This is a genomic window from Halorubrum sp. Ea8, from assembly GCF_002252925.1.
Classification (GTDB): Archaea; Halobacteriota; Halobacteria; order Halobacteriales; family Haloferacaceae; genus Halorubrum.
Genome location: NZ_NHPF01000068.1, coordinates 57,521 through 77,454 on the forward strand (window position 1 = coordinate 57,521; position 19,934 = coordinate 77,454).

A 19,934-nucleotide genomic window follows, 5' to 3' on the forward strand; every position below is an offset into this window, starting at 1 on the left:
GCCGGCTATCGATTGCGCGCCGCCGCGATCACGTCGCCGTCGTAGATGACGCCGCGCTCGCCGTCGAGCGTGACCACGCTCCCGTCGGCGACGCTCTCGGGGAGCGTCGCGCCGGCGACCATCGGGACGCCGAGCTCGCGGGCGACGACGGCGGGGTAGCCGGTCATCCCCTCGCGGGCGTCGATGATCCCGACGAGCGCGTCGAGGTCACCCGAGAACTCGCCCTCGAAGCCGGGGCCGAGCGCGACGATGGAGCCCGCGGGAACCTCGCTCAGGTCGCCGTCGTCGGTCCGGTGGACGGGCGCGGCGACGCGGCCCGCGACCGCCGCCTTCCCGGTCACCAGCGTCTCGGCCGCGACGTGGACCTTCAGCGTGTTCGTCGTGTTCGTCCCCTCGAACTCGGTCAGCATCCCGGAGAGCACCACGAGCGTGTCCCCGGACGAGGCGCCGCCGGTGTCGAGCGCGGCGTCGACCGCGTTGTCGAGGATCGCCTCCATGTCGCTGGCGTACCCGGTCAGGACGGGTCGGACCCCCCACGAGAGCGCGAGCTGTCGCCGGACCCGGTCGTTCGGGGTCGTCGCGACCACGGGGACGCCCGGCCGGAACATCGCGGTCTTACGGGCCGTGAAGCCGGACTCCGACACCGCGACGACGGTGGACGCGCCGATGTCGCGGGCGAGGTAGCGGGCCGAGCGCGCCAGCGCCTCGGTTCGCGAGCCCTCCGCGGCGGCCGGGACGCGCTGCTCGCGCGTCTCGGCGTACTCGTCGCTGGACTCGACCTCGCGGACGATGCGGTCCATCGTCTCCACGACGTTGACGGGGTCGTCGCCGATGGCGGTCTCGCCCGAGAGCATCACCGCGTCGGTGCCGTCGAGGACCGCGTTGGCGACGTCCGAGGCCTCCGCGCGGGTCGGCCGGCGCGNNGGTTCTCGACCGCGCCGGCCCGCTCGATCTTCGCGACGACCGGGATGTCGTCGCCGCCGCGCTCCTCGAGCTCGTCGGCGATCTCGTAGACGTCGGCGGCGTTCCGCACGAAGGAGGCCGCGACGAAGTCGGCGTTCGTCCGGACGGCCAGGTCGAGCTCGTCCTCGTCCTCGGGCGTGATCAGGTCGACGTCGATGGCGACGCCGGGGAGGTTGACGCCCTTCCGCGAACTGAGCTCCCCGCCGGAGACGACGGTGGCGACGACGGCGTCGCCGTCGACCCGCTCGACGCGGCACTCGATCCGGCCGTCGTCGAGGAGGACCGTGTCGCCCGGGCCGGCGGCCGCGATGGAGTGCGTGAGCCCCACGCGCTCGGGAGTGGCGCCGTCGCCCTCCGCGAACGTCACCTCGGAGCCCGTCGCGAGCCGGATCGGCTCGTCGAGCTCCGCGGTGCGGACCTCCGGACCCTTCAGGTCGACCATCACCGCGAGCGGGTCATCGATCGCGTCGTCGACCGCGCGGGCCCGCTCGATGACCTTCTCGCGGTGGGCCGTCGTCCCGTGGCTGGCGTTCAGCCGGACGACGGACATCCCCGCGTCGGCGAGGGCGCGGATCGCGTCCCGGTCGTCCGACGCGGGACCGATCGTACAGACGATCTTTGCGTTGCGCATACCGCCGGGTTCGGCGCACGCCCGCAAAAAGGCACACGGTTGAGTCGGGAGCGAGTGAACGTTCGTGACGTTCGTCGGGCGTCGGACGCGGTCACGCGTTCGGTCAGGGAGTGAGTCCGACCGACAGCGCGAGGGCGGCGGCGCCGACCCCGAGGAACAGCCGGTTCGCTCGCGGGTTCGCCGCCGGCGTCAGGTCGAGCGTGACGTGCCACGCCGAGAGGGGGCGAAACGGCCGGATCCCCATCGGCGTGATCGCGTCGCCGGCGACGTGCGAACAGAGCGAGAGGGTCGCGACGCCGCCGACGAAGGCCGGGGTCCACGGCGGGAGGGCGACCCCGGTCGGCGCGCCCGCAGGGAGAGCGACCCCGGCCGCGAGCGCCGCGAACGCCCCCGCGGCGACGGCGAACGCGACCGTGTGCGTCGGGCCGCGGTGCGCGACCGGCAGTCGGTGGTCGAGGTCGGGGAGCGTCGAGCACGCGACGGCGACCGCCGCGCCGAGGACCGCCAGTCCGGGCTCGCCGGCGACCCGGACCGCCCCCGCGACCGGCGCGTACGCGAGCAGCGCGATGCCGACGTGGCCCCGCCAGTACATGGGTGTCGCTCTGCGGATACCGACAATAAATCCGTCGGGGGAGGAGCGCCGTCAGCGGGGCGCTGAGCGTTGGCGGGGGGAGGTGTTCGCGTCTCGGACCGCGCCTCAGTCGTCGGCCGGCGCGGGCGCGTCGCCCGCGGAGAGACGGACGTCGGGGCCGTCGACGCCGAGTTCGTCGAGCGCGGACTGCGCGGCGCGCTTCCCGGAGACGAGCATCGCGCCGAACGTCGGGCCCATCCGGGGGAGGCCGTGAGCGGTCGCGACCGCCATCCCGGTCGCGATCAGTCCGTCGTGGACGACGCCGGTGTGCTCGACGACTCGGTCCTCGCTCTCGCCGACCCACATGGAGTCGTGGCCGGGCGAGTCGTGGCCGGGGGCGCCGTACTCGCCGTCGCCGGTCTGGTCCATCCCGGTGTTGTGCTCCTTCGCGTGCTCGATGCCGGGCGCCGAGAGGACGCCGCGCTCGTCGAGCTTGCTGATCGCGACCGCGTCGTGGCCGGTCGCGTCGATCACGAGGTCGGACTCGACCGCGATGGGGTCGACGCAGGTTATCTCGCGCGGGAGCGCGTGGACGGGCGTCCAGTTCATCACGATCCCGCCGACGCGGTGGTCCTCGCGGACGACGAGGTCGGTGAACTCCGTCATGTTCTGGACGCGCGCGCCGGCGTCGCAGGCGGCCTTGATCAGCCCGGAACAGGCCTCGGGGCCGGCCGCCGTGTAGAGGCCGTCGACGTCCTCGACCGGCTCGTAGTCGACGTCGAGGTCGTCGAGGACCTCTTGGGCGGGGTCCCGGACGGTGACGGTGTTCATCAAGAACCCGCCGAGCCAGAAGCCGCCGCCGAGGTAGTTGTTCTTCTCGACGATCATGACCTTCACGCCGCGCTCGGCCAGCTCCTTGGCCGCCATCAATCCGGACGGACCGCCGCCGAGGACGATGACCTCGGAGTCGGTGAACTCGAGGAAGCCGTCGGTCCACTCGTTGCCGATCGCCTTCGTCACGTCGGTCTCGCTCACGTCGCTGAAGCCGTCGAATCCTTGCATACAACTTAGTGATATTACTTAGTTGTGAAAGGCGTTGCGGTCGATGCGCGGAGTACGGACCCGGCGATACGGTCGATTACTTATAAACAGTAACCGCTGGAACGGCAGCGAACGCCTCCGAAGCCCCGGCCACTCGGCTAGACGTGGTCGACAACGGATCGAAACCGAACGCCTCCAAAGCCCCTTTGAGTCCCGTCCGACCGCACCGTGATACGCCTCACGCCTCCCCGGCCTCGCGGTTCGCGCTCTCCGAGCGCTCACCGCGTCCCTCGCGGGCCCCTCGCGGTCGCCGATGGCGACCGCTCGGCGGCGCGCCGCCGCTTCAGTGTCTCAGTTGACTACCGATGTCAGACTCGCGAATCGAGCGCCCGCAGCGGGGTCGAAGCGTCGATATCTCCGCGTCTCTGGCTCGGTCGGCCCGTCCCCCGCGGCGCCCCCGACTCGTAGCCTTTTTACCCGCGCTGGCGGTAGACGGACTCACTATGGCTGAGGACAAGGCACGAAGCACCGGTAGTGCGGGCCGATTCGGCGCTCGCTACGGCCGGGTCTCCCGCAAGCGGGTCCAGGACATCGAAGAGGAGATGCGCAACGCGACCGTCGACGGCGACGACGTCACGCGCAAGGGCACCGGCATCTGGGTGAACGAGGAGACCGGCGAGACGTTCACGGGCGGCGCGTACCGCCCCGAGACGCCCGGCGGCCGCACCGTCCGCCGCTCCATCCGCGCCGCGCTCGCTGACGAGGAATAGGTAATGAGCTACAAGTGCTCCCGCTGTAAGCGAGACGTCACCCTCGACGAGTACGGCGGCGTGCGCTGCCCGTACTGCGGCCACCGCGTCCTCCTGAAGGAGCGCGGCGGCGACGTGAAGGAAGTGAACGTCGAGTAACCGTCCGGGCCGATCCGACCGTGACGGCGTCCCGCGCACACGAGGCGGTCCTCTCGTTCGCCTACCCCTCCGAGCGGCGCGCACGGCTCGTCGCCGACGCGCTCGCCCCCGAGGTCGGCGAGATCGACGACGCGCGCTCGGCCGCGACCGTCTCCCGCGACGGCGACGCGGTTCGGGTCCGGGTCGCCGCGGACGACCTCGTCGCCCTCCGCGCCGGGATCAACAGCTGGTCCCGACTCGTCGAGGTCGCGGAGCGGGTCGAGGCCGCGTCCGGTCGCGGGTAACCGCCGACCCGATTCGGAGATCCCCCGCTGTCCGCCCGCTCACGGTCCCTCTCCGGCGGTACGGCCGATGGGGACGAAGACGTGGGTTTTTCCGTCCGGACCGCCTCGCTTCGCCTATGCAAGGGAACATGCCGCCCGAGGCACAGGAGAAGATCGAGGAGCTTCAGGAACTGCAGGAGACCGCACAGCAGGTCGCCGAGCAGAGGGAGCAGGCGCAGACCGCGCTCAACGAGTCGAAGACGGCGCTCGACGCCCTCGAAGACGTCGACGAGGACGCCGGAATGTACCGCGAGATCGGCGAGGTCCTCGTCGAGACGGACTACGAGTCCGCCTACGACGACCTCGAGAACAAGGTCGACTCGCTCGAGGTCCGCGTCGAGCAGCTCCAGAAGCAGGAGGAGCGCGTCGAGGAGCAGTTCGACGACCTGCAGGGCGAGCTCCAGCAGATGCTTCAGGGCGGCGCCGGCGGCGGCGGTCCGATGGGCCCGGGCGGTCCGGGCGCGGGCGGCGCGTAAGCGTTCGATGAGCGACGAGCCGTCGGACGACGAAGTGGTCCGCACCGCGGCCGAGGCCGCGGAGGGCGTCATTTTCGCCCACTACGACCAGTCGGCGGTGACCGACCTCGACGTCACGGTGACGTTCGAGGAGGGCGTGCTCGACGTCGACGTCTACCTGAACGCCCCGGAGGACCCCGACCCCGACGCGGTCGCCCGCGAGGCGGCCGAGACCGCCGGCGAGGCGGTCGATGAGCTGTTCGCGGAGTAAGCGGTCGTTTCCTCCCGCTTTTCGACGAGTCCGACGAGCCTGGCGACGGGTCCGACTACGCTGACGACGGGTCCGACTATCCCGACGACGGGTCCGACCGTCGCGGCCTCGACGCGCGTCACGGGTCCGAGAGCGACGCACGGGAGCGGCGCGGTCCCCACGGGACCCTCACCGACAGCTATTAATCGAAGTATTGTGAACTGTTACCGCATGTCATCGAGCTACGGCGGCACGTCGGCGTTCGATCGGCTCCGTGCTCGGCTCGACGGAAGCGCCCTCGCCTGCGAGGAGTGCGGGTTCGTCGACGACGAGGGCGAGTGGGAGGCGGTCACCACCGGCGGGACCGTCGAGTACCGACGTGAGTGCCCGAGCTGCGGGACCGAACACGTCCACCGGTACCGGCTCTGAGCCGCGGGGGAAGACTCGGCCGCGATGTACGACGAGATCCTCTGTGCGACCGACGGGAGTCCCGGGAGCGATGACGCCGTCGAACACGCGGGCAGCATCGCCGAGTTGGCCGGCGCGCGGATCCACGCGCTGTTCGTGGTCGACGAGACGATCGCCGGCGCCGACCGCTGGGACGTGGTCGTCGAGCGCGAGGAGGAGCGCGGCGAGCGCGCGCTCGACGCCGTCGCCGCGGCCGGCGCGGAGCGCGGCGTTCCGGTCGAGAGGCACCTCCGGCGCGGCCGGCCGCACGAGGCGATCCTCGACGCCGCGGACGACTACGGGGCCGACCTGATCGTGATGGGGACGCACGGTCGGACCGGGGTCGGCCGGTTCATCGCGGCCGGGTCGGTCGCCGAGCGGGTCGTGCGACACAGCGAGGCGCCGGTACTGACCGCGCGGGTGGAAGAGTGAGCGGGGCCGAAAACGGGGGGAGCGTCTACGCCGACTCGCAGATCGAAACGAAGTTCTCGAACACCTCGTCGCCGCGCTCGGTGTGGGCGACCTCCGGGTGCCACTGGACGCCGTACAGGTCGGCCTCCGGGTTCGACATCGCCTCGATGCCGCAGACGTCGGAGGTGGCGGTCCGGGCGAACCCCTCCGGGAGCGACTTCACTTCGTCGGCGTGCGAGGCCCACACGCGGGTGTCGGGCGAGAGCGACCCGACGAGCGGGTCCTCGTCGTCGACGATCTCCACGTCGACGTCGGCGTAGCCGCCGTAGTCGCCGCCGCCGACCTCGCCGTCGAGCTCGGCCGCGATCAGCTGCATCCCGAGGCAGATACCGAAGACGGGGACGTCCAGATCGAGGTAGTCCGGCGCGTTGCCGACGCGGTCCATGTCGGGGCCGCCGGAGAGGACGACCCCGTCCGCCTCCACCTCGTCGGCCGGCTCCTCGGCCGAGACGATCTCGGTGTCGACGCCGATGTCGCGGAGCGCCCGCCGCTCGAGGTGCGTGAACTGGCCGTGGAGGTCGATGACGACGATCCGGGTCATGGCCCCGATTGACGGCTCCCGCACAAAAACGGCTCGGAACGGGCCGCAGTATCGTGGTGTTTTCGACGCTCTCGACGCCTCGGTAATGCACGAACGAGGATCGGTCGAGGGTCCGCGCCCCGCTCAGAGGTCGAGCGGCCCGCTCTTCGTGAACTCCCGGAGCAGCACGGTCGCGTACGATCCGCTCGGGAGCGCGAACGCGAACCGGGGGTCTCCGTCCGAGAACGCCACGTCGAGGTCGGTGCGCAGGAGGAGCGCCCGGCGCGTGCCCGCGGAGTCGAACTCGCCGGGGAGCGCGAAGTCGCCGGGCTCGATCCCGGCGTCGGCGAGGACCTCGCGCTCGATCTCGCCGGGCTCGCCGTCGCCGAGTTCGGTCTCGGTCCCGACGAGCGGAGCCGTCACGAACGCCCGGCCGCGCTCGCAGTGCCGGGAGACGACCGACACGCGGTCGGCGTCGACCCGCTGGAGTCGGTCTGTATCGGGGGCGTACAGCTCGTCGGGGGCGTCGCCGTCGGCGAAGCAGACCACGTCGCCGGCGACGGGGCGATCGAACGGGAGGCCGCGCCGGAGCCGCTCGCTCGCGATCCGGTTGAAGAGGAACGACTGGGCCGCGTTGACGAACAGGCGCTGGAGGTTCGACGGCACCGCCTCCAGCGCGTGCCACCAGTCCTCGTCGTCTGGCGGCGCGTCGGGGGCGACGCCGCGGTCGGCGAGCCGGTGGACCATCGAGCGCTCGAACCGGAGCTTGCCCGGGATCGCGTCGAGGCAGGCGCCCCAGTCGCCGTCGCCGGTACCGTCGGCGGCGGAGCGCTCGGCGTCGGCGACGTCGGCGGCGGCCGCCCCGCCCGCGATACCCTCCCCGGCGACCTCGGGGTTCACGCCGAACGCCGCGTCGACGCGGTCGCGCGCGGCCCGCGTGTCGTCAGGCTCCGTCTCGGCGGGGTTACCCGCGTACAGCCGGACCGCCTCGCGCGGGTCGTTCCGGGCGATCGCGAGCCCCACGACGTGGGTGACGGGCCGCCGGCTTCCGAACCGCTGTTGGCCGAAGTAGTTCGGGACGCCGACGGTCGCGCCGCTCGCGAGGTCGGCGTCGGCGCTCGCGGCGTCGGCCGAGTCGCTCTCGTCGCCCGCGAACCCACGGAGGTCGCGCACCGCGTCGGCGACGCGGCCGGGCGCCTCCCCCACCGCGTCGGCGACCCGGATCTCGAAGGCGTTGCCGGCCAGATCGCCGAAGGAGAGCCGCCGGCCGGCCCGACCGAGCGCCTCGATCTCGGCGCCGCGGATCGCGGGGAGGTCGTCGGGGTCGACCTCGCGGAGCGTGAACAGCTGCGTCGTGACCGCGCGCTTGTCCTTCGTGCCGGCCCACGAGACGCGCTCGCGGCTGATCCCGAGCGCGTCGGAGATCCGGCGCGCGAAGTCGTTCGTGTCCCAGTCGCGCAGCGTGACGCGGACGACAAGTTCGGGGTAGCTCCCGCGGTCTACGCCGAGCGGCTCCGGCTCGAACGCCTCCAGTTCGCGGACGCGGAAGTCCTCGGGAGACTCCCGGAGCCGGCCGCCGATCCCGTCGGCGTCACTGACGTAGTAGTCCATGCCGACCGCGCGCTCGGTCGGGTGCGCCTCGCGGAGGTCGCGTTCGGAGGCCATCTAGTACAGCGAGAGGTCGCCGGTCACGCGGTCGACGGTGTCGTCGCGGGCGGGCCCGACGGCGAGCGCGGTGACGGTCCCCGGCTCCAGTTGGGTGTGGCCCGCGTCTCGGACGATGGCGTACGGGATTCCCTCCGTCTCCGCCTTGTCGGCCAGCGCGAACAGCTGGCTCTCGGAGTCGCCCTTCAGCACGACCTTCTTCTGTCCGTCGCCCTGCCACTTCTTGCGGGCGCGGCGCCCCGCGTCCTGGTACGCCGACAGCGACGCGTGCGCGACCTGCGCGGCGAGCTTCCCCTCGCCCATGCCGATGTCCGTGCGGGCGACGATGGCCTGCTTCATGTCCCGTTCCACCGCCGCCGCGGGTTTAGCGCTTTGCTCTCGGCCGGACCGGCGGCCGACCGGCTGGACGGAGCGATGGCAAAAAGGAAGAGTGGAACCGCGGGGCGGTCGGCCGGCCTCAGTCGTCGGCGGGCGAGGCGCCGCCGGAGGCGGAGCCGAGGCCCGAGGCCATCTTGGCGACCGCGCTCTCGTTGTCGACGACCCACCGCAGGAGGAGGAACGCGAAGAGGTACTTCGCGATGATGTCCATCCCGCTGTACGCCCACGAGGTGATCGCGACGTCGAGCACCGCGAGCCCCTCGGCGCCGAGCGCCCAGAAGATCGGGTAGCCGAGCCACAGGACCACGGTGAGCACCTTCAGCGTGTTGAAGATCTCGGCGGTGCCGGCGACCTCTGCGTCCCGTGCCCACTCGGCGAGCAGGATGTAGAGGACGACGGCGAAGAAGGCGCAGCTGATGACGTACCAGACCCAGCGTAGCATGTATGAGGACGTGGTCAGCGCGGCCGCGAGACCGGTGACGCACATCCCGACGTCGGCCACGACGGCCGTGAACAGCTTCGTCATGTTCGAGCCGGCGAGCAGGCCGAGCGCGATGAGGATCATCGGCGTCGACAGCGCCCACGTGAGATACCGGCCCCACGGAGTGAGCACCTCCTGACCGGCCAGCGCGTGTCCGGCCGGCATCTCGAGGAAGCTGACCGTGAGTCCGGAGACGAGTCCGGTGTAGCTCGATATCGACACCAGCGGTACCATCAGCGTGGCGACGAAGATCAGCTGAGCGCGGGGGTCCTCCACGTTCCGGCCCATGTACACGAACAGGAGGATGGACAGGCCCGCGAGGGCGATGTTTATCCAGAGCGACGCGCTCAGGAGCTGATCGCTCTGAATCGCTTGGAACACGTCGGTTTGAGTCATTTCGAGCGGGACGATTCCCTGCGCGAGTAGGTCGGCCGCTGCTGTTTCGATCATGCGACGTACCTCCTTACGTCGCGGGACAATTAAATGGACCAACCTGACAGGTAAGGGTTTCTCAACGGATTCCGGTCTCGGCCGGAATAGTTCGAAAACCTCAGCTTCTGCGGCCCGATAATGAACGGTCGATCCAAAGTCTCCCGTTCATCGCCCGATCAGCGGAATCCGGTCGAAAGGACCGCCGGCGACGTCCGCCGCGACCGCGTCGGCGCAGTGCTCCCCGCTCAGCAGGCACATCGGGACGCCGATCCCGGGGTTGCTGCTCCCGCCGACGTAGTAGAGCCGGTCGACCCCCCGGACCCGCGGGCCGGGGCGGAGCGGTCCCGTCTGTCTCATCGTGTGCGCGAGCCCGAGCGCGCTCCCGCCCGGTCGGTCGAACCGGTCGGCGAAGTCGGAGACGGACGCCGACTCCTCGACGACGATCCGGTCGCGGAGGTCGGTCCCGGTGTACGACGCGACCGCGTCGAGGACGCGCTCGCGGAACGCGGCCCGGCGGTCGGGGCCGTCGTCCAAGCCTGGCGCGATCGGGACGAGCGTCACGACCGTCTCGTGGCCCTCCGGCGCGACCGACGGGTCGGTGCGCGAGGGCACGTTCACGTATATCGTCGGGTTCTCGGGCCACGCGGGCGACTCGAAGATGGCGTCGAAGTGGGGCTTCCAGTCGGTCGGCAGCGCCAATGTGTGGTGCGCCAGCGAGTCGAGGGACCCCTCCACGCCGAGGTAGAGCAGGAAGGCGCTCGGGCCGTACGTCCGCCGGTCCCAGTAGTCGCCGAAACGGGGCACCGCGCCCTCGGGGAGCAGCTCGCGCTCGACGTGCTCGGGCGGCGCGTTACAGACGACCCGGTCGTGGACGTAGCGGTCGCCGCCCAGCTCGACGGCGACCTCGTCGGGCCCCGGCTCGATTCCGGTGACGCCGACCCCCGTGTGGACGTCCGCGCCCTGCGCCGTCGCGACCGCCTCGATCGCCTCGATCACCTCGTACATCCCGCCGAGCGGGTAGTAGACGCCGTGCCCGAAGTCCACGTGGCTCATCAGCTGGTACAGGGCGGGGGTGTTGTACGGCGACCCGCCGAGGAAGACGAGGGTGTACTGGAGCAGCTGGCGGAGCTTCGGGTGCTCGACGTACGACGCGACGTGTTCGTCGAGCGTGTCGAACAGGTTGAGCTTGCGGCCGCCGGCGAGGACGTCGGTCGAGAGGTAGTCGCGGAACCGCGACCGCCCCGGCCGCACGAAGCTGTCCATCCCGACCTCGTAGGCCGTCTCGGCGTCGTCGAGGTACCGGCGAAACGCGTCGCCCGCGCCGGCCTCGTACGAGTCGAACAGCGCCGCGGCCGCGTCCGGGTCCGCGGGGACGTCGACCCGGTCCCCGTCGTCCCAGAACACGCGGTAGTGCGGGTCGAGCCGCTCCAGCTCGTAGAAGTCCTCCGGATCGCGGCCGAATCGCTCGAAGAAGCGTTCGAACACGTCCGGCATGAGGTACCACGAGGGACCGGTGTCGAACCGGAACCCGTCGCGTTCCAGCCGGCCGGCCACCCCGCCCACGCGCTCGCGGCGCTCGTAGAGCGTCACCTCGGCCCCGGCGTCGGCGAGGTGCGCGGCCGCCGAGAGCCCGCCGACGCCGCCGCCCACGATACCGATCGAGACCCCGTCGAGCCCGCGCGCTGTCATCGTCGATAGAACGGTTTCCGGCCGGGAGAGTCGTGTCCGTCCCACGACGGGGTTTTATAAATTCCACGCGCGGCTCGGTCGACGGACGTACTCGTTCGGGACCGTTCTTTTACCGGTCCGTCGGCTTAATTCGAACATGTCGCGGGGGTCACGTCGCTCGTCGTCCGCCGACGGTTCGACCGACCCCCACGCCGACGATCCCCCCGACGACGACCGCGACGGCCCGATACCCGACGAGCCCGCCGGCGGGTCGCGGGGCGTCCGCGCTCGCCTCGCCGTCCGGGACCCGCCGCACGCGCCGGTCGCCGAGGCGCTCCCCGACGGGACGGTCGCCACCGGCGTGGAACGCGTCCGCCTCGACGACGCCGTCGTCTCGGAGTTCCGCACAGAGCGGCCGATCGACGCGGATCCCGTGTTCGCGGCCGACGGCGAGTACGTCTACCGGATCCGGAGCCCTCCGACGGAGCCGTACCCCTGCCGGTCGATCGAGTCGCTCGGCCACCCGGTCTCCGACGTCACGGTCCGGACGGACCCCGACCGGATCCTGCTCACGCTCTCGTTGCCCACCGGCGACCCGATCGGCGACATCGTCGAGACCGTCGAGGCCACGGGGGCGTCGGTCACGCTCGAACGGCTCACCCGGTCCGGCGCGTCGGGCGACTGCGACCCGGTCGTCGTCGATCGGGACCGGCTCACCGACCGACAGCGCGAGGTCGTCCGGACCGCCCACCGGCTCGGGTACTTCGAGTACCCGCGCGAGGCCGACGCGGAGGCGGTCGCGGCGGCCGTGGGGATCGCCCGGTCGACGTTCGCCGAGCACCTCGCGGCCGCGCAGCGGCGGGTGTTCGACGAGCTCGTGGACCCGTGACGGGGGCCGAGCCGTCGGACGGAGCGGTCCGCCGCTTCCCGAGGCCCGCGACGGTTCCCACGCGGTGGGGCGAACCGCGATATTGAAACGACTGAAACCCCGAGGACGGGTATGCATCGCAGACGGTTCCTCCGGCGGATCGGGGCGGCCGGCGTCGGCACCGGGGCGACCGCGTCCCTCGCCGGCTGCGCCGGCGTCGGCGGCGAGCCGGACTACGACGTCGGGATGGTCGCGTCCGGGTACCGCCCCGCCGAGCTGACCGTGTCCGTCGGGGACACGGTCGTCTGGGAGAACACGAGCTCGCGGGCGCACACGGTGACCGCCTACGAGGCGGCGATCCCCGACGCGGCGGAGTACTTCGCCTCCGGCGGCTACGAGGACGAGGAGACCGCCCGCGAGGCGTGGGCGTCCGACTTCGGCGGCGGACTGGAGAACGGCGACCGCTTCTCGCACACCTTCGAGGTCGCCGGGCGCTACGACTACGTCTGCATCCCGCACGAGACCGGGGGGATGTACGCGACCGTCTTCGCGGAGGAGTGACGTGCGCCGCAGCCGTCGCGGACCGTCGGTCTCGTCCCCGACGAAACCCATTACCGCCCGCGACGCCAAGACGCGGTAACACACGCCCATGGACATCTCGACGCTTCTGGGGACCGACGTCCTGCTGTTCCTGGCCATCGGGCTGCTCGGCGGCGCCCACTGCATCGGCATGTGCGGCCCGCTCGTGACGGTGTACGCCGGCCGGATGCGCGAGGGGGACGGCCGGACCGACGGCGGGGGCGCGGCGAGCGGCGGGGCCGCCGCGTCCGCGGCCTCCGACGGTCGCGGGAGCCACCTCACGACCTACGAGGTCCGCCAGCACGCGCTGTTCAACCTCGGCCGCGCGGCGAGCTACGCGACCATCGGCGCGGCGCTCGGCGCGCTCGGCGGGGTCGTCCTCGTCACGACGGCGACGCTGACCGGCGCGGCGGAGCTCGTCCGGGGCGTCGTCGGCCTCGGCGTCGGCGCGGCCGTGATACTCGTCGGCGTTCGGTACGCGCTCGGCGGCGCGACCGGGGGGATCCACCTCCCGGGACTCGAACGAGTCACCGGCTGGCTCACCGGCCACGTCGACCGGCTCGCGAACGGCCCCGGCATCGTCGGGCTCGGCGCGGTCCACGGCCTCCTCCCCTGCCCGATCCTCTACCCGGCGTACCTCTACGCGTTCGCCAGCGGCTCGGCGGTCAGCGGTGGAATCGCGCTCGCGGCGCTCGGGATCGGGACGATGCCCGCCGTCTTCCTCTACGGCACCGTGATCGAGAGCGTCGACGCCGTCCACCGGCGCCGGATCCACCGGCTGCTCGGCGTCGCCTTCGTCGCGCTCGGCTACGTCCTGTTCGCGCACGGGCTGATGTCGGTCGGGATCTCCGTGCCGCACCCGCGGCTCCCGTTCTGGAACCCGCTCGACGCCGGGACGATGGGGGGGATGTGACCGATGAGCGCGCCCGACTGCACCCTCTGTGAACTCCCGACCGACGGCGTCGACGTGACCGACGACGCGGGCAACGAGTTCTGCTGTCCCGGCTGTCGAGACGTGTACGCGGCCCTCGGCGACGTCGACGTCGACGCCGACGCGGTTCGGGAGCGTCGACGCGCGGGCGACGAGGGCGGGGAAGCCGGGGGCGACGAGGCCGGCGACGACGTCCCGGCCGACCACGAGGCGACGTTCCTCGAGGTCGACGGGATGCACTGCGCGACCTGCGAGGCGTTCATCGAGACGGTCGCGACCCGGACGGAGGGCGTCAGCGCCGCGAGCGCCAGCTACGTCACGGACACCGTCCGGATCGACCACGACCCGGACGGCGTCTCGACCGACGACCTCTCGGAGGCGGTGAGCGGGCTCGGCTACAGCGCGTACCCCCGCGACGACGCCTTCGCGCGCCGGCAGGCCGACAACATGGCGACGGCCCGGCTCGCGGCCGGCGTGCTCGTCGGGATGGCCGTCATGCTGCAGTACATCGTCATCATCTATCCGACCTACTTCGCGTTCCCCTTCTACAACGAGCGCACCCTGGAGTACCTCGACCAGGCGATGTCGTCGACGTCGGGGACGTACTTCTTCATCGTGATCGCGGTCCTGACGACCGTCGTCCTCCTGTTCACCGGGAAGCCGATACTGCGGGGCGCCTACGTCAGCGCGAAGACGCGGTCGCCGAACATGGACCTCCTCGTCGCCATCGCGGCGGTGAGCGCGTACGTCTACAGCACGCTCGCGGTGATATTCGTCGAGTCGCCGTCGATCTACTACGACGTGACGGTCGCGATCATCGTGATCGTCACCGTCGGCAACAGCTACGAGGACTCGATCAAGAAGCGCGCGACGGAGCTCCTCTCGGACCTCACCGCGGTGCAGGTCGACAGCGCTCGGCGGGTCGTCGGGACCGGCGACGCCTCCGGCGGCTCCGATGCGGCCGATGCGGGGGCCGTCACCCAGACGGAGGAGGTCGCCATCGACGCGCTCGAACCCGAGGATCGCCTGCTCGTGCGGGCGGGCGAGCGCGTCCCGGTGGACGGCGAGGTCGTCGCCGGCGACGCCGCGGTCGACGAGTCGGTCGTCACCGGCGAGTCGATGCCGGTCCGGAAGACCGCCGGCGACGACGTGGTCGGCGGCTCCGTGGTCGCCGACGGTTCGCTGACGATCGCGGTCGGTCCCGACGCGAGCTCCAGCCTCGACCGCGTCGCGGAGCTCGTCTGGGACCTCCAGAGCGGGAACCACGGCGTCCAGAAGCTCGCCGACCGGCTCGCGACGGTCTTCGTCCCGGTCGTCCTCGCGGTGGCCGTCGTCGCCGCCGCCGCGAACCTCGCGCTCGGCAACGGCGTCACCGAGGCGATGCTCGTCGGGCTCACGGTGCTCATCGTCTCGTGCCCCTGTGCGCTCGGGCTCGCGACCCCGCTCGCGGTCGCCGCCGGGATCCGCGACGCGCTCGAGCGGTCCATCGTGATCTTCGACGACACCGTCTTCGAGCGGGTCCGCGACGCGACCACCGTCGTCTTCGACAAGACGGGGACGCTCACCACCGGCGAGATGGAGGTGATCGCCGCCGACGTCGACGACGACCTCCTCCGGCTCGCGGCCGCGTTGGAGGAGCGGTCGGCCCACCCGGTCGGCCGGGCCATCGCCGCGGCGCGAGCGCGCGGAGACGCTCGCGGAGACCCGGACGCGTCGCCCGCCCCCGCGGCGGTCGCCGACGGCGGGACGACCGAGTCGGCGTCGCCCGACGACGGAGCCGGCGCGACCGACGCGCTCGCGGTCGAGGGCTTCGAGAGCCACGCCCGCGGGGTCTCCGGGACGGTCGACGGGACCGACGTGGTCGTGGGCCACCCCGCCCTGTTCGACGAGCGCGGCTGGACCGTCCCCGACGAGATCCGGCGGGCGGTCGCCGAGGCGCGCGACGTGGGTCGCGTCCCCGTCGCGGTGGGGCGCGACGGCGCCGCCGAGGGCGTCGTCGTGGTCGGCGACGAGCTGCGCGAGGGGTGGGAGGAGACGGTGACCGCGCTCGCCGACGAGGGCGTCGACGTGGTCGTCCTGACGGGCGACGACGAGCGCGCGGCGACCGTCTTCGAGGAGCACGAGGCGGTCTCCTCGGTCTTCGCGGGCGTCCCGCCGGAGGGGAAAGCCGAGACGATAACGCGGCTGAAGGCGAGCGGGCTCACGGTGATGGTCGGCGACGGGACCAACGACGCGCCGGCGCTCGCCGCCGCGGACCTCGGGATCGCGCTCGGCGGCGGCACGGCGATGGCGGCCGACGCCGCCGACGTGGCGATCGTCGACGACGACCTCGGCTCGGTCGCGACCGTCTTCGAGCTGTCGCGGGCGGCCGGCCGGCGCGTGAAGGGGAACATCGGCTGGGCGTTCCTGTACAACGCGGTCGCGATCCCGCTCGCGGTCACCGGCCTGCTCAACCCCCTGTTCGCCGCGGTCGCGATGGGCGCGTCGAGCCTGCTCGTCGTGACGAACTCCTCGCGGGCGCTGCTGGAGTGACGGGCGGCGGGAGGCCGCGCTCAGTACATCAGCACGGCGGTGAGGAGCCATCCGACCCCGACGGCGACCGACGCGGCGGTCGGCGACCGGGTCGGTTCGGTCGGCGGGTTTCGGAAGAGAATCTCGTAGAGGACGAGCGTGGACACGAGGCTCCCGCCGGCGAGCCCCTGGTGAAGGGCCACCGCGGAGTGGACGCTCGCCCCGACACCGACGATCATCGCGGCCGCGATCACCGCGAGCAGCCAGTCGTAGTAGCTCGCCATTCCCTCGTCGATACTTGTGACTCAGTTGCCAAGTATCGCTCGTCGCTTCCCGCGAGCCGATAACCGAGGGCGCGGGCCGACGGATGACCGGAACCGCAACCGACTTTCCCCTCACACGACTACCCGGAGCCATGTCACAGCGACAGCGGTCCTTCGACGTACCGACCCGCGACGGGATGCCCGTGCTCGGGCTCGGCACGTGGGAGAACGACGAGCCGGCGCAGTGCACCGAGTCGGTGAAGACCGCGCTGGAGACCGGCTACCGCCACGTCGACACCGCCCAGATATACGGCAACGAGGCGGCCGTCGGCGACGGGATCGCCGCGGCCGACGTCGACCGCGACGACGTGTTCCTCGCCACGAAGGTGTGGATCGACCAGCTCGCTCCCGAGGACGTGGCCGCGTCCACCCGCGAGAGCCTCGAGAAGCTCGGCACGGAGTACGTCGACCTGCTGTACGTCCACTGGCCGGCGGGCGCGTACGACCCCGAAGAGACGCTGCCCGCGTTCGCCGAGCTCCGCGACGACGGCCTGATCGACCGGATCGGCGTCTCGAACTTCGAGCCGCACCACCTCGACGCCGCGACCGACGCGCTCGGCGAGGCGCCGTTCGCGAACCAGGTGGAGATGCACCCGCTGCTCCGGCAGGAGGAGTTGCGCGAGTACGCCGACGCCAACGGCGTCGAACTCGTCGCCTACTCTCCCCTCGCCCGCGGGGTCGTGCTCGACGACCCGGCGATCACTCACATCGCCGAGAAGCACGGCGTCAGCGCCGCGCAGGTGAGCCTCGCGTGGCTCCGCGAGAAGGGCGTCACCGCCATCCCGAAGGCGACGGGAGAGGATCACATCGTCGACAACTGGGCGAGCATCGGGCTCGAACTGGACGACGAGGACGTCGAGGAGATCGACACCCTCGGTCGGACCGACCGCCAGCTGAACCCGGACTTCGGCCCGGACTGGTAGTCGGACCGATGACGGCGCGGCCCCGTTAGGGACCGGTGACGGCGCGCGTCGCGCCCCTCATTTTCCGCCGACGTCCCGCTGTTGGAGCCCGGTCCACTCGTCGATCTCGAAGCTGTAGCCGCGGACGCCGCGCATCGGATGCGCTGACGAGAAGACGTTCGGGTGCCACGCGTTCTCCATCGCGCTCCGGAGCTCGTCCCACTCCCCCTCCTCGACGGCGGTGATTCGGCCGGTCAGCGAGACGCTCTGCCAGTCGTACATGGACTCGGCGCGGTAGACCAGAAACTGAGCTCGTCCCGCCTCGGTCACGAGCGTCTCCTTCCGGCTCTCGGACCCGAACAGCAAGAAGACGAAATACAGCGTCGCGTCCCCGTCGAAGCCGAACGAGATCGGGAGGAGATACGGGAGGTCGTCGGTCGGGAGCCCGAGCGTTCCGACCCCCTCCGCTTTGAGGAGCTCCCCCATCTGGCCCTCGCTCATCGAGGCCGCCGTGGACTCGGCGATTGCGTCGATGCCCATGATAGATAATGTTTGTCGTACAGCATAAGACTACTGCGACCCCTCACCGTCCCGTCGACGAGCCGAATCCCGGGGCGCTCGACGCGATATCCCGGGCGTCGGTCCCGCGCCGGCTCCGCACTTCACCCCGCGTCCGATCTCCATCTCAGACGCGTCGACTCAGACGTGCTCGGCGAGGAAGTCGACGACTTCGCGGTACGCCTCGATGCGGTTCTCCAGCTTCGCGAAGCCGTGCCCCTCGTCGTCGAAGATCAGCTTGCGCACCGGGACGCCCTGCTCGCGCGCCTCCTCGACGATCTGTTCGGCCTCGTCCACGGGCACCCGCGGGTCGTTCGCGCCGTGGAGGACGAACAGGGGGGAGTCGATGGCCTCGATGTTGTTGATCGGCGAGATCGACGCCAGGAACTCCCGGTCCTCGTCGAGCGAGCCGTACTCGGCCTCGCGGAGCTCGCGGCGCCAGTCGCCGGTGTTCTCCAGGAAGGTGACGAAGTTCGCGATGCCGACGATGTCGACGCCGGCGGCCCACAGCTCGGGGTACTCGGTGAGCGCGGCGAGCACCATGAAGCCGCCGTAGGAGCCGCCCATCGCGACGACGCGGTCGGGATCGACCTCGGGGTGGTCGTGGAGCCACTCGACGCCGGCCTCGACGTCGGCCACCGAGTCCATCCGCTTCTCCACGTCGTCGAGCGCGGAGTAGGCCTTCCCGTACCCGGAGGAGCCGCGGACGTTCGGTTCGAAGACGGCGTAGCCGTTGTTCAGCAGGTACTGCTTCACCGAGGCGAACGAGGGGCGGCGCTGCGACTCCGGCCCGCCGTGGATGTCGACGACGACGGGGTAGCCGCCCTCGGGCGGCTCCGTCTCGGGGACGGAGAAGAAGGCGGGGATCTCCCGGCCGTCGAAGGTCGGGTAGTGGACGAGCTCGGGCTCGACGAACGTGTCCGGCGGGATCCCGGCGGTCGAGGCGGCGGTCCAGCGCTCCGTCTCGCCGGTGGTCGCGTCGACGACGTAGGCGTTCGCGTTGTGGGTGCTCCCGGTCGCGGTGATCGCGAAGCGGTCGCCGTCCGGCCCGAAGCTCACGCCGCCGGCGACGCCCCTCGGGAGGTCCGGGGCCGGGAACGGGTCGATCCGGTCGGGGTCGACGAGCTCCCCGACCGTCAGCTCGGTGTAGCCGTCGACGTTCCGCGAGTAGACGACGCGGCGGGACTCCTCGTCGACCGCGACGCCGTCGACGTTCCAGCCGTCGTCGCCGCCCGGCTTCTCTGGGGCGTCGTCCGACACGTCGGCGCCGGCGCCGCCCTCGAGGGCCGACCCCTCGCCGGACGCGACCACGGTGAAGTCGCCGGTCGCGAGCTCGAGCCGCTCCAAGCGGAGCGTGTCGCTGTCGCGGTCGGTGACGAGGTACAGCGACTCGCCTTCCGGTCCCCACTCCGGACTGCCGTACCGGACGTCGCCCTCGTGAGGCGTGTGATGCGTCAGGTCGCCGCTCGCGACGTCGAGGGTGTACACGTCGTGATCGAACGAGGAGTGCGCCTCGTGGACGATCAGCCGGTCGTCGCTCGGCGACCAGCCCGCGACGGAGAGCCAGCCGTCGCCCTCGCACACCAGCTCGGCGTCGTCGCCGGTCGCGTCGCGGTCCTGCACGTACACGTCGAACACGGACTCGTCGCGCCGGTTGGAGGCGAACGCGAAGCGGTCGCCCTCGGAGTCCCAGCCGCCCCAGCGGTGCTTCGCCTCGGGGCGCTCGGTGAGGTCGACGATCTCGCCGGACTCGTAGTTGAGCCGGTAGAGCTGCGCGCGCTCGTTGCCGCCCTCGTCCATCCCGAAGACGGCCTCGGCGCGCTCGGGCGACGAGTCGACGAACGAGACCGCCTCCTCGAAGAACGTGTGCTGTTCGGGCCACCCCAGCGGCTCGTCGAGAGACCACACCTGGCCGGTGCCGGTCGTGTTCAGCAGGAAGGAGAGCCGACCGTCGGGCCCCAGGTCCGCTCCGCCGGCGTTCCGCACGTTGAGGTACCGTTCGATGTCGTACCGGTGCATGGGGTCCGGTTCCGCCCGCGGTGGGAAACCGTTTCGGGT

22 protein-coding genes and 1 pseudogene are annotated in these 19,934 nt (G+C 71.5%); 12 read left to right on the forward strand and 11 right to left on the reverse strand.

What is annotated here, in order from left to right:
- Window positions 1-5: 5 nt before the first annotated feature.
- From DJ74_RS05960 to DJ74_RS05970, 3 genes and pseudogenes are all read right to left on the reverse strand, one after another.
- Window positions 6-1,594: pseudogene (locus tag DJ74_RS05960) on the reverse strand (pyruvate kinase).
- A 103-nt stretch (window positions 1,595-1,697) separates the two neighbouring features.
- Window positions 1,698-2,186 (reverse strand): metal-dependent hydrolase, encoded by a 489-nt coding sequence (locus DJ74_RS05965; protein WP_094526657.1) that lies wholly within the window; start codon window positions 2,184-2,186, stop codon window positions 1,698-1,700.
- 105 nt (window positions 2,187-2,291) lie between these two features.
- Window positions 2,292-3,227: a thiazole biosynthesis protein gene (locus DJ74_RS05970; protein ID WP_094525358.1), complete on the reverse strand. Its 936-nt coding sequence runs from the start codon at window positions 3,225-3,227 to the stop codon at window positions 2,292-2,294.
- A gap of 482 nt (window positions 3,228-3,709) precedes the next feature.
- On the opposite strand from DJ74_RS05970, the gene DJ74_RS05975 reads away from it, so the two are divergent.
- From DJ74_RS05975 to DJ74_RS06005, 7 genes are all read left to right on the forward strand, one after another.
- Window positions 3,710-3,976, forward strand: a complete 267-nt coding sequence (locus DJ74_RS05975) for a 50S ribosomal protein L37ae (RefSeq protein ID WP_086220860.1) — start codon at window positions 3,710-3,712, stop codon at window positions 3,974-3,976.
- A gap of 3 nt (window positions 3,977-3,979) precedes the next feature.
- A complete protein-coding gene (locus DJ74_RS05980; RefSeq protein ID WP_004049526.1) occupies window positions 3,980-4,114 on the forward strand; it encodes a DNA-directed RNA polymerase subunit P in 135 nt (44 codons plus the stop codon).
- 20 nt (window positions 4,115-4,134) lie between these two features.
- The gene (locus tag DJ74_RS05985) at window positions 4,135-4,398 is read left to right on the forward strand and encodes a KEOPS complex subunit Pcc1 (RefSeq protein ID WP_094525357.1); all 264 of its coding nucleotides are present in this window, start codon (window positions 4,135-4,137) and stop codon (window positions 4,396-4,398) included.
- A 128-nt stretch (window positions 4,399-4,526) separates the two neighbouring features.
- A complete protein-coding gene (locus DJ74_RS05990; RefSeq protein WP_094525412.1) occupies window positions 4,527-4,913 on the forward strand; it encodes a prefoldin subunit beta in 387 nt (128 codons plus the stop codon).
- 7 nt (window positions 4,914-4,920) lie between these two features.
- Window positions 4,921-5,163: a DUF3194 domain-containing protein gene (locus DJ74_RS05995; RefSeq protein ID WP_094525356.1), complete on the forward strand. Its 243-nt coding sequence runs from the start codon at window positions 4,921-4,923 to the stop codon at window positions 5,161-5,163.
- 210 nt (window positions 5,164-5,373) lie between these two features.
- Window positions 5,374-5,571 (forward strand): HVO_0649 family zinc finger protein, encoded by a 198-nt coding sequence (locus DJ74_RS06000; protein ID WP_094525355.1) that lies wholly within the window; start codon window positions 5,374-5,376, stop codon window positions 5,569-5,571.
- 24 nt (window positions 5,572-5,595) lie between these two features.
- Entirely contained in the window at window positions 5,596-6,021 is a 426-nt protein-coding gene (locus DJ74_RS06005) for a universal stress protein (RefSeq protein WP_094525354.1), read from the forward strand.
- A 25-nt stretch (window positions 6,022-6,046) separates the two neighbouring features.
- On the opposite strand, the gene DJ74_RS06010 is transcribed toward DJ74_RS06005, so the two are convergent.
- The 5 genes from DJ74_RS06010 to DJ74_RS06030 all read right to left on the reverse strand — a co-directional run bounded on the left by DJ74_RS06010 (window position 6,047) and on the right by DJ74_RS06030 (window position 11,225).
- The gene (locus DJ74_RS06010; RefSeq protein WP_094526658.1) at window positions 6,047-6,601 is read right to left on the reverse strand and encodes a GMP synthase subunit A; all 555 of its coding nucleotides are present in this window, start codon (window positions 6,599-6,601) and stop codon (window positions 6,047-6,049) included.
- Window positions 6,602-6,724: 123 nt separating this feature from the next.
- Window positions 6,725-8,245, reverse strand: coding sequence for a tRNA pseudouridine(13) synthase TruD (gene truD, locus DJ74_RS06015; protein WP_094526659.1), 1,521 nt, complete (start codon window positions 8,243-8,245; stop codon window positions 6,725-6,727).
- Window positions 8,246-8,584 carry a peptidyl-tRNA hydrolase Pth2 gene (gene pth2 / locus DJ74_RS06020; RefSeq protein ID WP_094525351.1) on the reverse strand — a complete coding sequence of 113 codons (339 nt, stop codon included), beginning with the start codon at window positions 8,582-8,584 and terminating at the stop codon, window positions 8,246-8,248.
- Between the two features lie 118 nt (window positions 8,585-8,702).
- Window positions 8,703-9,500: a bacteriorhodopsin gene (locus tag DJ74_RS06025; protein WP_094526709.1), complete on the reverse strand. Its 798-nt coding sequence runs from the start codon at window positions 9,498-9,500 to the stop codon at window positions 8,703-8,705.
- A 201-nt stretch (window positions 9,501-9,701) separates the two neighbouring features.
- Window positions 9,702-11,225 carry an NAD(P)/FAD-dependent oxidoreductase gene (locus DJ74_RS06030; protein WP_094526660.1) on the reverse strand — a complete coding sequence of 508 codons (1,524 nt, stop codon included), beginning with the start codon at window positions 11,223-11,225 and terminating at the stop codon, window positions 9,702-9,704.
- A 136-nt stretch (window positions 11,226-11,361) separates the two neighbouring features.
- On the opposite strand from DJ74_RS06030, the gene DJ74_RS06035 reads away from it, so the two are divergent.
- The 4 genes from DJ74_RS06035 to DJ74_RS06050 all read left to right on the forward strand — a co-directional run bounded on the left by DJ74_RS06035 (window position 11,362) and on the right by DJ74_RS06050 (window position 16,114).
- Complete coding sequence (locus DJ74_RS06035) at window positions 11,362-12,093, forward strand: helix-turn-helix domain-containing protein (protein ID WP_094526661.1); 732 nt, start codon at window positions 11,362-11,364, stop codon at window positions 12,091-12,093.
- A 111-nt stretch (window positions 12,094-12,204) separates the two neighbouring features.
- Window positions 12,205-12,633 (forward strand): plastocyanin/azurin family copper-binding protein, encoded by a 429-nt coding sequence (locus DJ74_RS06040; protein WP_094525348.1) that lies wholly within the window; start codon window positions 12,205-12,207, stop codon window positions 12,631-12,633.
- Between the two features lie 88 nt (window positions 12,634-12,721).
- The gene (locus DJ74_RS06045; protein WP_094525347.1) at window positions 12,722-13,564 is read left to right on the forward strand and encodes a sulfite exporter TauE/SafE family protein; all 843 of its coding nucleotides are present in this window, start codon (window positions 12,722-12,724) and stop codon (window positions 13,562-13,564) included.
- 3 nt (window positions 13,565-13,567) lie between these two features.
- A complete protein-coding gene (locus tag DJ74_RS06050) occupies window positions 13,568-16,114 on the forward strand; it encodes a cation-translocating P-type ATPase (RefSeq protein ID WP_094526662.1) in 2,547 nt (848 codons plus the stop codon).
- 20 nt (window positions 16,115-16,134) lie between these two features.
- On the opposite strand, the gene DJ74_RS06055 is transcribed toward DJ74_RS06050, so the two are convergent.
- The gene (locus DJ74_RS06055; RefSeq protein ID WP_094525345.1) at window positions 16,135-16,377 is read right to left on the reverse strand and encodes a hypothetical protein; all 243 of its coding nucleotides are present in this window, start codon (window positions 16,375-16,377) and stop codon (window positions 16,135-16,137) included.
- Window positions 16,378-16,553: 176 nt separating this feature from the next.
- Between DJ74_RS06055 and DJ74_RS06060 the strand changes: the two genes are divergently transcribed.
- The gene (locus DJ74_RS06060; RefSeq protein WP_094526710.1) at window positions 16,554-17,339 is read left to right on the forward strand and encodes an aldo/keto reductase; all 786 of its coding nucleotides are present in this window, start codon (window positions 16,554-16,556) and stop codon (window positions 17,337-17,339) included.
- 57 nt (window positions 17,340-17,396) lie between these two features.
- Here DJ74_RS06060 and DJ74_RS06065 read toward each other — a convergent pair whose 3' ends face one another.
- Window positions 17,397-17,858, reverse strand: a complete 462-nt coding sequence (locus DJ74_RS06065; RefSeq protein WP_094526663.1) for a pyridoxamine 5'-phosphate oxidase family protein — start codon at window positions 17,856-17,858, stop codon at window positions 17,397-17,399.
- A gap of 159 nt (window positions 17,859-18,017) precedes the next feature.
- Entirely contained in the window at window positions 18,018-19,895 is a 1,878-nt protein-coding gene (locus tag DJ74_RS06070) for a S9 family peptidase (RefSeq protein WP_094526664.1), read from the reverse strand.
- Window positions 19,896-19,934: the final 39 nt, after the last annotated feature.